Here is an 11,812-nt window from a genome sequence, read left to right as displayed (position 1 = left end):
GCGCCCAGCGCGATCACCGTCCAGGCGGTCACTTTCGCCGTCTATGTCGAACCGGCGGCGCGCCCCGTGATGGGCTTGGCGCCGGGGCGCGGTCTGGCCGCGCCGCCGCTTCCCGCCCGAGGTCCTCCCAGCCTGCTGATCTGACGCCCTGGCGCCTTGGCGCCGGGCAAGGCCCTGCGCGCCGCGCCGGGCCCGTCTGCCGATCAGTTCAGCTCACGGCGCCGATGCGCGCCGAAGGATCTCACATGAAGTCTCTCCTGCTCGCCACGAGCGCCCTCGTCGGTGCCGCGCTCCCGGTCATGGCGCGCGCCGACGCCGTCCTCGACGCGGACCGGAACAAGGTCGAAGGCGTCATCGTCACCGGCCGCTCGTTCAATCTCCAGACACAGGTCGCCGGCCGCCTTGGCCTCACCGAGCGCGAAACTCCCGCCGCCATCGAGGTGCTGACCCAGGAGGACATTCAGGCCCAGGGCCTGAGGACCGCGATCGAGGCCCTAAACGCCGCGCCCGGCGTCGTCTCGGGCAATCTGCCGGGCTCGGTCGGCTCGGTGTCGATGCGCGGCTTCCAGCGCGCGGTGAACTATCTCTACGACGGCGTGCGCATGCCCAATTCGGATGCGGGCGTTCGCAATTGGGACGCCTGGGCCTTCGAACGGATCGAGGTGATCAAGGGCCCGGCTTCCGTCACCTCCGGTGAAGGCGCCCTGGCCGGCGCCATCAACTTCGTGCCGCGCCGGCCGGTGCTTGGCCAACGCTCTGGCGAGGCCTTCGCCAGCGCCGGCAGCCGCGACAGCTACCGCCTGGCCGCCGACCTCAACGCCCCGGTCGGCGACAAGGCCGCCGTGCGCGGCGATGTGGCCTGGTCGCGCTCGGACGGCTGGGTCGACGACACCGACTCCCGCACCTTCGCCGCCAACCTGGCCGTCCTGCTGGCCCCCACCGATCGGCTCTCGGTGACGCTGTCGGCGGACTACTACGAAGATCGCTTCTCGACCGCGTACTATGGCACGCCGCTGGTGTCGGCCGCCGCGGCCCGGGATCCCTCCGACCTCGTCTCGGGCTCGGCAGGCCAGGTCCTCGACAAGGCGCTGCGCCGCAAGAACTATGACACCGCCGACGGCCTGATGGACTCCCAGTCGGTGTGGCTGCGGGCGCGCGCCGAGTACAAGCTGAGCGATGCGTGGACGCTGGTCAGCGACAGCAGCTGGTACGACGCCGACCGGCTGTGGCGCGACAGCGACGACTACAGCTTCAACAGCGCGAGCGGCCGTTTCGATCGCGCCACCAGCAAGATCAGCCACGACCACCAGTTCTGGAGCCAGCGCCTGCATGCGGCCTATGATGGCCAGTTGGCCGGCCGGCGCAACCGCTTCGTCGTGGGCGCGGAGCTGGGCGGCACGGACTTCTTCACGGTGCGCAGGTTCGGAACGACGACCTCGGTCGACCCTTACGCGCCGGTCCGGGGCCTGTTCCCCGCCGACGCGGCCGGCAACTTCTCGACCCGCCAGAACGTCTGGGCCGACGTCGACTCCAAGGCGCTGTTCGTCGAGGACGCCTACAACCTGACGCCCGACCTGCTGCTGGTCGGCGGCGCGCGCCTGGACAAGTTCTCGCTGGACCGCCGCGTGCTCAACGCCACCACCGGCGCGGTCACGCGCTACGGCCAGGACTACAGCCCCGTCTCCTGGCGCCTGGGCGCGGTCTACAACTTGCTGCCCAAGACCCAGGTCTACGGTCAGTATAGCCGCGCGGCGACGCCGGTCAGCGGCGTCCTGTTCCTCAGCGCGACCAACGCGGCTTTCAAGGTCAGCATGGGCGAGTCCTACGAGGTCGGGATCAAGGGCTTGACCTTCAACGACCGCCTGCAGCTCACCGCCTCGGCCTACCACATCCGCCAGGACGACATCCTGACCCGCAGCCCCATCAACCCGGCGGTGACGGTGCAAGGCGGCAGCCAAACCTCGCGCGGCGTGGAAGTGTCGGCCGAGTGGGCGGTGAGTGAAGAACTGAAAGCCAAGCTGTCGGCGACAGTCCTCGACGCCAAGTTCGACACCCTGATCGAGGCCGGCGGCGCCGACCGCGCGGGCAACCGGCCGGCCAATGTTCCCGAAAAGGTCGCCGATCTCCTGGTGACCTACGCGCCGCGCGCCTTGCCGCTGACCTTCACCGGCGCGGTGCGCTACAGCGGCGACTTCTTCACCGCCAACGCCAATACGGTGAAAGTCGACGCTCATACGCTGCTGGATGCTTCGGTCAGCTGGGCCGCGCCGTTCGGCACGCTCAGCCTTCGCGGCCGCAACCTGACCAACAAGCTCTACGCCGACTGGTCGGGCTACGCGTCCTACCTCGTCTTCCTGGGCGAGCCGCGCAGCGTCGAGCTCTCGCTCCTGCGCAAGTTCTAAGCCGAACCACCCGTCGGCCCTTCAAGGGGCCGGCGGGTCTTCCCAGGCCGCAGTCTCAGGACCCGCAACACCGTGACCGTTCACGCCCGATCCTTGCTTCGACGGATCCATCTTTGGCTCCACCGCGGCGGCCTGGCCGCCCTGTCTCCCTTCCCGTCACACACGCCTTTCAGGAGGATCCCATGATCCGCGTCCGTCTCCTCGCCGCCGCCTTCGCGGCCCTCCTCGGAACGATCATCGCGCTGGCCCTGCCCTTGCCTCGGAGCCAGGCCACGGCGGCGGCCCCAATCGCGACCAAAGCCTGCGTTTGTCCCGGCGCGGGTCGCGCTTCGAGCGCCTCCGTCACCGCGTTCCTGAACCACCGCGCCTAACGCCGATCTCCTGCTTCACACCTCAAAGGACCCTACCAATGAAGATCACCTCTGTTTTCTGCATCGCCGTCGCCGGAGCGATGGTCATCGCTCCCGCGTTCGCCGCGCAAAAGACGGCATCGCCGCTCGAGATCTCTCGCCCCTGGAGTCGGGCGACTCCGCCCGGCGCGACCACGGGGGCGGGCTATCTGGCCATCACCAACCCCGGCGAGACGCCCGACCGTCTGGTCGGCGGTTCGACGCCCGTCGCCGCCAAGCTGGAAATCCACGAGATGTCGATGACCGGCGGCGTCATGCGCATGCGTCCCGTGGCCGGGGGCCTTGTGATCGGCGCGGGTCAGACCGTGACCCTCAAGCCCGGCGGCTATCACCTGATGCTGATCGGTCTCAAACGCCCTCTCAAGGCCGGTGAGCAGGTCCCGGTCACCCTGACCTTCGAACGCGCGGGCCCAGTCAAGACCGCCCTGGACGTGCAGGCGACCGGCGCCGCGCCGGCCGCGCCTTCCCATCACGACATGCCCGGGATGAAGATGTGAACCGGACCACAAAAGTCACCCTAGGGCTGACGGCGATCGGCGTGCTGGTCGCCGCCTTGCTGATCTTCTGGACAATGCGGCCACAGGGTTTGGCGCCGTCGTCGATCGGCGGCGCCTTCAGTCTGGTCGATCAGGACGGACGCGCCGTCACCGACAAGGATCTGCTGGGCAAGCCGACGGCGATCTTCTTCGGCTTCACCTATTGCCCCGAGGTCTGCCCCACCACCCTGGCCCAGATGACCCAGTGGCTGCAGGCCCTGGGTCCCAAGGCCGACAAGCTCAACGTGGTCTTCGTCTCGGTCGATCCCGGTCGAGACACCCCGGCGGTGATGAAGGAATATCTGTCCAATTTCGATCCGCACATCCGCGGGTTTTCGGGCACGCCCGAGCAGGTCGCCCAGGCCGCCAAGGCCTACCGCGTCTACTACGAGAAGGTGCCGATCGAGGGCGGCGGTTACACGATGGACCATAGCTCGGCGATCTATCTGTTCGACGCCAAGGGTCGCTTCGTCTCGCCCATAGGCTACGGCGGCCCGCCTGAAGTCGGCCTCAGCGCGTTGAAGGCCCTCATACCGCCCTAGCTGTCCAGCCCGTGGCGGCCTTCAGGGCGCGCCGGAGGGACGGATCGGGGCGCTGGCGGGTCGATCCGCGCCGATCGCCGCCCCTGGCGCAGGCGCGGAAACGCGTCGCTCACGGGGTCAACGCCTTGAGCTCTCCTTGGAAAGATCCGCGCCACGCAGAGCAACCAGCGCGAAAACCGCGTCGGTTTGAAGAATACTCGCCCCCATCGACAGTAAGGCCCCGACGCCAACGTCGTCGCCCGAGACCAGACGCTGGTCGGCGTCGCCCAGGCTGTTCAGCCAGACGCGCGGACCGAGTCGCGCGATAGCGTCGCGGGCTTCAGGCGTCAGGCTTTCGGGATCAGCGTGAACCACTTGCGCCGGTCCGGTGATCCGCAGCAGGTCGGCCAAAGGCAGATCCGTGGTGAACCGAACCATCAGGCGCGCCGCGGGGTCCAGGGCCCGCACGCTGGCGAGAATGGCGGGATCGCTGTCGAAATAGAGGCTGGTGGCGCGCATGCCGGAGGCATTGACCGTCTCAACGATCGGCCTCAGACGATCGCTCTTCAGATCGAGATCGACCAGGATACGCCCGCAGGCCACCGCGAGCGCTTGCGCCAAGGTCGGCGGCGCCGCGTCGGCGGCGCGGCCATCGCGCTGTTTCAGCCGGAGCGCGGCGACCTCCGACGCGGTCTTGTCCTCGACCACGCCCTCGCCGGTCGTGGTCCGGTCGACCTTCCGGTCGTGCATCAGCACGGGTGTCCCGTCCTTGGTCACGGCGACATCGATCTCGACGATCTCGACCCCCGCCGCGATGGCGTCCTCGATCGCCGCCAAGCTGTTCTCGGGCGCGCGGCTGTGCGCGCCGCGGTGCGCGGCGATCATCAGTCCAGCGTCCGGCCTGGCGAGGCGCGAGAGCGCCATCGCCATGGCGGGTGTCTGCGCGCAACGCTCCGGCGCCGTCGGCTCGGCCGCTCGCGCGGCGCTGGCCATGCCAAGGACGAGCATGCCTAGAAGTGCGAGGCCACGGATCATGGCGCGCGCTTCAGGTCGAGTTCGACGCTCTTCGGCGCCAGATCGATCAGTCGAGCGGGCTTGCCTGGCGCCGACTTGCTCAGGCGGAAGGCGTCGTAGAGCGCGCCTGTGGCGGTGTAGGCCCTGTAGGTCAGCTCGGCGCCGTCGACGCCAATCGCCTGGAACAGCTGCACGCCGGTCGCCTTGCGCGAAGCCCAGTCGCGCTCGCCGCCGACATACTGCTTGGGACCAGCCACCGACACCACATAGACCGGCGCGCCCTTGCGCCCCCGGGCGTAGGTGTGGTCATGGCCCTGGAGCACCAGATCGACGCCGTGCTTCTGGAGCACGGGCTCGAGCGCCGCACGCAGCTCTGCGTTGTCGCGCCCCTTGGCGGTCGAATAGATCGGATAGTGCAGGAAGACGACCGTCCAGAGGTTTGGATTGTCGGTCAATCGCGCCTCAAGCCACTTCAGAGTCGCGTCGGCGAGGTCAGGAAAATCGGAGATGGCGTCGGCGTCGAGCGACAGGAACCGCACGCCCTGGTAATCAACCTGGTAGACGGTTTCCGACAGCGCCGCGACGCCCGGCGGACCATTGCGCGGCAGGGTGAACTGCTGTCGCCACTGCGGGGCCAGACTCGGACGGCCTTCGATCTGCGGGCCATATTCATGATTGCCCGGGCTGGGCAGGGTCAGAAGCTCAGCGTGCAGGTCCGGCGCCATGTCGAACCACTCGCCCCATTCTCGATCGGCGTCCGAGCGGTTGATCAGGTCGCCGGCGTAAAGCGCCAAGGCCGCGTCCGGCGCCAGGCGGCGCGCCATGCGCATGACCCGCGATCCGTGGCTCTCGACCTCGTTCTGCACGTCGCCGAAATAGAGGAAGCTGAACGGCTTGGCGGTCGCCGCCGCCGTGCGGATCTGCCGCCAGGCGCTGAAGGTCCGTCCATCGCCCACGCGATAGACGTAAAGCGTTTCCGGCTTCAGGCCCTGGACGACGGCGCTGTGGGCTGTCGCCGAGACCGGCCCGCCGTTGCGAGGGACGTACTGCATCACCTCGCTGTCGGCCATGACGGTCTGGACGGCGTCCTCGAAGGCGGGTCCGGGCGTCGCCTCGGCGTATTCGACCAGACCCTTGCCGGCCCCGGCCTCCATGCGCCAGGTCACCGCGAAGCCGCGCGACGGATCCTCGGTCGGATTGACGATCAGCCGCTGCGGCTTGCCGCCTGTGATGAGCGGCTCGGCCGAAGGTCTCGCCTTGGCCGGCCCCTCGGCGGTCGCCGGCGCGGCGAGCGACAGAGCGCCCAGGGCGACGCCGCATACGAGGGCCGCCATCGGCTTGAACGATGCGCCACGAGCGCGGCGCGGATTGGAGCTTTGGGTCATGGTCGACCTTGGATCAGGCGTTCAGGAAAAGGAGGTCGGCGCGGCCAAGGGGGAGCCACGCCGACACGGCGCCCCCCAAAGGCGGGGCGCGCCTGCGCCACGGGCCGCGTCAACGCGGCCCGTAGGCGTCGCGGTCAGAGCTTCCAGTCGAAGCTGAGGCTGATGTAGCGGCCGTTCTCGATGTAGTCGCGAATGCCGCCCTTGGCCTTGCCGAACGTGTACCAGTAGGTGTGGCTGTCCAAGGCGTTCTGCACCTTGAAGGTCGCGGCCATCCGGTCGTTGAAGTGGCGGCGGACCATCAGGTCGACGAACCTGTAGTCTTGCTCGTAGGGATCGTTGCCGTAGTCCTCGATGTCTTCGAGCGATTCCGACTGGTAGCTGTACGAGACATAGGCCTCCCAGCCGTTGCGCTCCCAGAAGACTTCCAGATTGGCCAGTCGAGCGGGCGTCTCCATCAGCGGCAGTTCCAGGCCCGCCGGGTGCCAGCTGATGCCGGTGACGGCGCGGGCGCGCTGGAAGGTCATGTTGGCCGCGACGCCGAGGCCGTCGAACGGGGCTGGCAGCCAGTGCAGGATCTGGCGGGCGTTGACTTCCACGCCGGTCACCTTGGCGGACTTGCCGTTCATCGGCGTCGAGATGTCGACGCCCGTCCCGTCCGTATAGTTTTCCGTCGTGCCGTCCTGGATGACGCTGGACGAGGAGCGGAACAGGAAGTTGCGGATGTCCTTGTGGAACAGACCGATCGAATAGGCGCCGGTCTTGCCATTGTACCATTCCAGCGAGGCGTCGTAGTTCACCGCCTTCATCGGTTTCAGGTCGGGATTGCCCGTGGTGACGCTCTCGAGGATCCACTTGTCTTTGGGATCGGTCTTGCCGTCGCCGTTCGGATCGGTGTTGTAGCCGTAGGACTTGGCCGAACTCATGCGGTTGATGTCCGGACGCGAGAAGCTGGTCCAGACCGCGCCACGCAGGATCAGGTCGTCCCTGAACTTGTAGTTCGTGTGGATCGACGGCAGCACGTTGACGAAGTTGGACTTGTCGCGCGTGAAGGTGTCGCCCTTCAGCGGGTCTTCCAGCCAGGCCTGGATGTCGTTCTGGGTGCGTTCGACGCGAACCCCGGTGATGACCTCGGCCTTACCGAACTGGGCCTTGCCCATCGCGTAGCCGGCGAGGACGGTCTCCTTGTAGTTCCAGGTGTCTTCGTTGGAGACCTCCGCCGCGTCCAGCGACGTCGCCAGGCCGCTGAAGAAGGTGGACTTTCCGTCCTGGGCCTTGCGCAGCTCGGCCATCATGTTGTCGGTGTCGATCGTGACGCCCAGCCGGTACTTGCCCGAATAGACGCCGCCGAACAGGCTGTCGACGGACTTGCCAAAGTACGGGGAGAAGTCGGCCATCGTGCCGCTGCGGGTCAGGTCGATGAAGCTGCCGCCCGTCTTGCGGCGCTCCGAGACGGACATCTTCAGGCCCGCCTTCAGCTCGCGCAGCCAGTCGCTGGACGGCGCGTAGGCGAGGTTGAACTGGGCCTGCTTGAGCGTCTCCTCGTTGTCGCCGAAGCCGGCCGTCATGCCCGAATACTTGAAAGCGGCCGGGTCCTGGACGGCGGCCATGCCGGCGGCGTTCAGCACCCACTTCGGAAAGCGCGGGTCGCCAGCGGTCGAGACGAACACGCCCTTGTTGCCCAGCCAGTCATAGGCGTCGGTGCGGAACTGCAGCTCGAACTCGTCTTTGATGTTGTCGCGCGAGTTGGAGTACGAGAGATCGTAGTCGACGGTCAGGTCCCCGAACCGGCTCTTGCCGCCCAGAGTCGCCGAGCCCAGCACGCCTTCGGTCGAGCCCCCTTCCCAATAGCGGCGCAGCCGAAAGCCTTGCGGGTCCCACAGGCCCGAAGCCCCGTCCAGACTGTAGAAGCTCTTGGTCTTGCGGTCGGCGTCGGTGATCCGCCCGTCCTTGTTCTGATCGACGATGTCGTTGACCGAATAACCGTAGACACGCGCGCCGTTCTCGACGCCGATGACCGCCTTGTCGGGCGTCATCAGGTCTGTACGGGACTTGTCCTTCTGGACCAGGCGCTCGGATATGCGGTCGGCGTAGTTGCGAAAGTTGAGCCGATTGCGGAATTCCGTCTCGTCATAGACGTTGTACTGTCCACGCAGGTGGACCTCGTGGTCGGCGCTTCGCCAATCCAGCGATGCGTTGACGCCCTTGCGCTCGACCTTGGTCTCGCCCGCCGAGAGCTCGACCCCAAGGGTCTGGAAGGTCGAGGTGTCGAAGTCGCGCGACTTGTTGGTGACGAACCAGCGCTGGGGCATGTCGTCGCCCGACCCGCCGACTTGCTCGAACTGTGAATTGCGGCGTGAAAAGCTGGCGGTGACGAACAGACCAAGGTGCTCGTTGAACTGGCGGCCGAACGACAGCTGCGCCTCGCCCGACTTTTTCCGGTCGCGCTTGTCCAGCATCGTGCCTTCGAGCGACAAAGCCAGGTGGGTGGGATCGAAGTCGAACGCGGTCGGCGTGCGGATCTCGACCGAGCCGCCCAGGGCGTCGCCGTCCATGTTGGGCAGGATCGACTTGAACACGGTGATCGAGTCGACGCCGGCGGCGGGCAGGAAGCTCAGCCGCACACCGCGATAGAAGTTGTCGCCGGGCGAGCCCATGCCGCCCAGACGCACGCCGTTGACCGAATAGGTGTTGTACTCCGTGGCCAGGCCCCGGATCGAAATACGATCGCCCTCGCCGGTCGTGTGGTTTCGCACGGCCGACACGCCGGGCAGGCGCGAAACCGCCTCGGTCAGGTTGGACGAGGGCAGCTTGCCCATGTCGTTGGCGCTGACCACGTCGGTGATCATGTCGGCGTCGCGCTTGGCGTCAAGCGACTTGCGCAGACCGGCGGCGTAGCCGACGACGATCAGCTCGTCGACCTCATCGGCGACGACCAAAGGGCGTTCACGCAGCACGACGGCCCCGTTGATGACCTCGACGGTAAGCGGCGCGGCCGACAGCATTTGCTTCAGCGCCGCCTCGGCCCGCAAGCGCCCGTCGACCGCCACCGACTGGCGGCCTCGCGTCAGCGCCGGATCGACCGAAATGGCGACGCCGGAGATACGCGAGAACACCATCAGCGCCGCGCCAAGATCCTGCGCGGGGATGTCGAAGCGGGCTTCCGCGGCCAGCGGCGCGGACGGGGCGGATTCGGCCAGGGCCGCGCCGGCCCCCGCCGCCATCGAAAGGGCCGCCACCGCGGCGAGAAGTCGAGATTTGTAACGCATCAAACGCCCCCAGAACCTTGAGCCCTTTTTCCGGGCCTCGAACGGGGTAGACGGAGCCATCGACAATATCAGACAGGCGTCGCAAAACTTTTATTTTTCTAAGCCCTTCAATCCATCGCTCCACACACCGGAGATATATCTCTCTATACTGATGATATATTTCCAAACCGATCCTCGTATGGAGCTCAGACGCTTTCCGATCACCGCGCAGCCCTTCACAAAACTGCCGTACAGTTCGGCTAACGCCGCCGCTCATCGAGCCGCCTTCGGGGCGCGGCGAGGCCTGGAATCCGGGAATGGCGCAGAACGAACCCGTGCCGGTCTTCGAGACCGTGCGCGCGCACGAGACCCGGTTGAAGGCCTATGCGCGGCGACGCGGCGCGGACGGCCACGAAGCCGAAGACCTGTTCCAGGAAACCGTGCTCCGCCTTCTGCAGCGAGCGCGCCGAGCGCCCTTGCTCAATCCGCTGGCCTATGCGTTCCGCGTGCTCGACAACCTGATGCGCGATCACCGCCAGGAGCCAAGCTTCGAGGCGTTGGACGAAAGCGAGCCGTGCGAGCAGCCGGGTCCGAGCGCCCTTCTTGAGGGACGCGAGCTGGCCGAGGCGTTCTCTCGCGCGATTGCCGCCATGCCCAGGCTTCGTCGGGAGGTTTATCTGCGACGGCGCCTGGACGGCCAGAACTACGACCGCATCGCCCTTGACCTCCGTCTGACCCCCGAGGCCGTCCAGAAGCACTACAGCCGCGCGTCGGCGGCCCTGCGCAAGGTCCATCAGGATGGATTTTCCGCGTTGGGCGAAGGATAGGCCGCATGCGCGATACGCATCTCGACAGGACCGACGATCATCTGGCGGCGCTTTGGGCCGACCGCCTGGCCGCCGCCCCGCTGCCTCGTCACGACGCGCGGGAGCTCGAGGAATGGCTGGCGGCGGATCCGCGCCGCGAAGCCTTGCTGGCCGCGCACCGCGATCTGATCGCCTCGGCGTCCCTGCGCCGGGCCTTGATCGGCGCTCGCGCGGCGGCTCGTCCTGGGGCCAAGTCGCGCGGGCTGGGAATGCCGTCGTGGGCGCTGGCCGCCGCGGCCGCGGCCGCTGCGGTCTTGGCTTGGCCCCGCCCCGCGCTGGAACTGAAGACCCCCCAGGGCCATCAGCAGGTCCAGGTGCTGGCCGACGGCTCCAGGCTGACCTTGAACGGCGACTCCCAGGCCCGCGTGGCCTTGGCGCGCCGGAAACGGGACGTGCGCCTGGACCGCGGCGAAGCCTTCTTCAAGGTCGCCCACGATCCGTCCCGCCCCTTCACCGTCCATGCGCGCGACGCCTCGGTCACCGCTCTGGGCACCGCCTTCAACGTCAATCGCCTGGCCGACGCGACCGAGGTCACCGTGCGCGAGGGCAAGGTCAGGGTCGTCGCCGCCGTGGCCCCCGACCGGCCAGTCGTCGTCGTCGCTGGCGAGAGCATCCGGGTTTCCGCACGGGGGATCGAGGGACGCATCCGCTTCAACCCCGCCGCCGCCGATGACTGGCGCAGCGGCTGGATCGAGCTGAACAACGGCCGATTGGGCGACCTGGTGACCGAACTGAACCGCGCCAACGCCACGCGGCCGTTGAAGCTTGGCGGGACCGCCCTGGCCGACCTTCGCTTGACCGGACGCTTCCGCGCGACGGCGCCGCGCGAGACGGCGGAGCTCGTGGCGGCGACGCACGGCCTGGCTCTCCGCGAAGCCCCCGATGCGATCGTCCTGGGCCCAGACTGACTTGAATGGCGCGGTTTGATCTGACGGATTTCGAGGGGGCGGCGATCGCGCCCTTGCCACCTAACAAACCCCGCGCCGAGGGACGAGCGGCGGGCGCTGAACGGCATCTTAGGGTTGGAGGCGACCGCCGCCTACAGAGGTTCAGGGATCAGCCTCGAGCGCTGTTCCGCGGGCGCGTTTTCGGCCCAGAGCAAGAGCGCGTCCAACGCCGGACACAGGGACTGCCCCCAATCGGTGAGATGATACTCGACCTTCGGCGGCGCCTGCGGGTGAACGATCCGGGTCACGACACCATCAGCCTCGAGTTGTCGCAGCTGCTGGATCAGCATCTTCTGAGATACGCCAGGGATAGCGCGCTCCAGGTCCGAGAACCGCTGCACTCGGCCGCCGAACAGCTGAAACAGGATTACCAGCTTCCACCGCCCCTCCAGAACCCGGATGACATTCTGGATGCTTAGAGACGCTGAGTCCGCCGTGTAGGCCACACGCTTACTTTCGGGTGCGTGCCTTACTTTTTCGTCCGTT

10 protein-coding genes are annotated in these 11,812 nt (G+C 67.4%); 6 read left to right on the top strand and 4 right to left on the bottom strand.

Features of this window, described 5'->3' with window-relative positions; genetic code table 11:
- Positions 1 to 245 precede the first annotated feature (245 nt).
- The 4 genes from AC1RNC_RS23735 (at position 246) to AC1RNC_RS23720 (ending at position 3,890) form a co-directional block, all read left to right on the top strand.
- Entirely contained in the window at positions 246 to 2,402 is a 2,157-nt protein-coding gene (locus tag AC1RNC_RS23735) for a TonB-dependent receptor (protein ID WP_492888498.1), read from the top strand.
- Between the two features lie 182 nt (positions 2,403 to 2,584).
- Positions 2,585 to 2,773, top strand: coding sequence for a hypothetical protein (locus AC1RNC_RS23730; protein ID WP_492888497.1), 189 nt, complete (start codon positions 2,585 to 2,587; stop codon positions 2,771 to 2,773).
- A gap of 38 nt (positions 2,774 to 2,811) precedes the next feature.
- Complete coding sequence (locus AC1RNC_RS23725) at positions 2,812 to 3,309, top strand: copper chaperone PCu(A)C (RefSeq protein WP_492888496.1); 498 nt, start codon at positions 2,812 to 2,814, stop codon at positions 3,307 to 3,309.
- Positions 3,306 to 3,890 (top strand): SCO family protein, encoded by a 585-nt coding sequence (locus tag AC1RNC_RS23720; RefSeq protein WP_492888495.1) that lies wholly within the window; start codon positions 3,306 to 3,308, stop codon positions 3,888 to 3,890. Before AC1RNC_RS23725 ends, AC1RNC_RS23720 begins: the two co-directional genes overlap by 4 nt.
- A 117-nt stretch (positions 3,891 to 4,007) precedes the next feature.
- Here AC1RNC_RS23720 and AC1RNC_RS23715 read toward each other — a convergent pair whose 3' ends face one another.
- The 3 genes from AC1RNC_RS23715 to AC1RNC_RS23705 all read right to left on the bottom strand — a co-directional run bounded on the left by AC1RNC_RS23715 (position 4,008) and on the right by AC1RNC_RS23705 (position 9,534).
- Positions 4,008 to 4,904, bottom strand: coding sequence for a glycerophosphodiester phosphodiesterase family protein (locus AC1RNC_RS23715; protein ID WP_492888494.1), 897 nt, complete (start codon positions 4,902 to 4,904; stop codon positions 4,008 to 4,010).
- On the bottom strand, positions 4,901 to 6,268 hold the full coding sequence (locus AC1RNC_RS23710; protein ID WP_492888493.1) for a purple acid phosphatase family protein: 1,368 nt from the start codon (positions 6,266 to 6,268) through the stop codon (positions 4,901 to 4,903). The genes AC1RNC_RS23715 and AC1RNC_RS23710 overlap by 4 nt, the downstream gene beginning before the upstream one ends.
- Positions 6,269 to 6,402: 134 nt before the next feature.
- Complete coding sequence (locus tag AC1RNC_RS23705; RefSeq protein ID WP_492888492.1) at positions 6,403 to 9,534, bottom strand: TonB-dependent receptor; 3,132 nt, start codon at positions 9,532 to 9,534, stop codon at positions 6,403 to 6,405.
- A 296-nt stretch (positions 9,535 to 9,830) separates the two neighbouring features.
- Between AC1RNC_RS23705 and AC1RNC_RS23700 the strand changes: the two genes are divergently transcribed.
- Together AC1RNC_RS23700 and AC1RNC_RS23695 are read left to right on the top strand one after the other, a co-directional pair.
- Positions 9,831 to 10,340 (top strand): RNA polymerase sigma factor, encoded by a 510-nt coding sequence (locus AC1RNC_RS23700; RefSeq protein ID WP_492888491.1) that lies wholly within the window; start codon positions 9,831 to 9,833, stop codon positions 10,338 to 10,340.
- Between the two features lie 5 nt (positions 10,341 to 10,345).
- Entirely contained in the window at positions 10,346 to 11,287 is a 942-nt protein-coding gene (locus tag AC1RNC_RS23695) for a FecR family protein (RefSeq protein WP_492888490.1), read from the top strand.
- A 131-nt stretch (positions 11,288 to 11,418) separates the two neighbouring features.
- Here the strand turns inward: AC1RNC_RS23695 and AC1RNC_RS23690 are convergent, their stop codons facing one another.
- Positions 11,419 to 11,772 carry a winged helix-turn-helix transcriptional regulator gene (locus AC1RNC_RS23690; RefSeq protein ID WP_492888489.1) on the bottom strand — a complete coding sequence of 118 codons (354 nt, stop codon included), beginning with the start codon at positions 11,770 to 11,772 and terminating at the stop codon, positions 11,419 to 11,421.
- Between the last annotated feature and the right edge of the window lie 40 nt (positions 11,773 to 11,812).

It is taken from the genome of Caulobacter sp. GW822-FHT01G02 (assembly GCF_058802865.1).
The sequence above is the reverse complement of the archived record's forward strand: the minus strand, read 5'-3'. Positions and strand labels throughout refer to the sequence as shown.

Bases quoted from the DNA above. Each gene is read 5' to 3' on its own strand.
- AC1RNC_RS23700 (WP_492888491.1), top strand. From the start codon at position 9,831: ATGGCGCAGAACGAACCCGTGCCGGTCTTCGAGACCGTGCGCGCGCAC.
- AC1RNC_RS23725 (WP_492888496.1), top strand. From the start codon at position 2,812: ATGAAGATCACCTCTGTTTTCTGCATCGCCGTCGCCGGAGCGATGGTC.
- AC1RNC_RS23715 (WP_492888494.1), bottom strand. From the start codon at position 4,904: ATGATCCGTGGCCTCGCACTTCTAGGCATGCTCGTCCTTGGCATGGCC.
- AC1RNC_RS23705 (WP_492888492.1), bottom strand. From the start codon at position 9,534: ATGCGTTACAAATCTCGACTTCTCGCCGCGGTGGCGGCCCTTTCGATG.
- AC1RNC_RS23735 (WP_492888498.1), top strand. From the start codon at position 246: ATGAAGTCTCTCCTGCTCGCCACGAGCGCCCTCGTCGGTGCCGCGCTC.
- AC1RNC_RS23710 (WP_492888493.1), bottom strand. From the start codon at position 6,268: ATGACCCAAAGCTCCAATCCGCGCCGCGCTCGTGGCGCATCGTTCAAG.
- AC1RNC_RS23730 (WP_492888497.1), top strand. From the start codon at position 2,585: ATGATCCGCGTCCGTCTCCTCGCCGCCGCCTTCGCGGCCCTCCTCGGA.
- AC1RNC_RS23695 (WP_492888490.1), top strand. From the start codon at position 10,346: ATGCGCGATACGCATCTCGACAGGACCGACGATCATCTGGCGGCGCTT.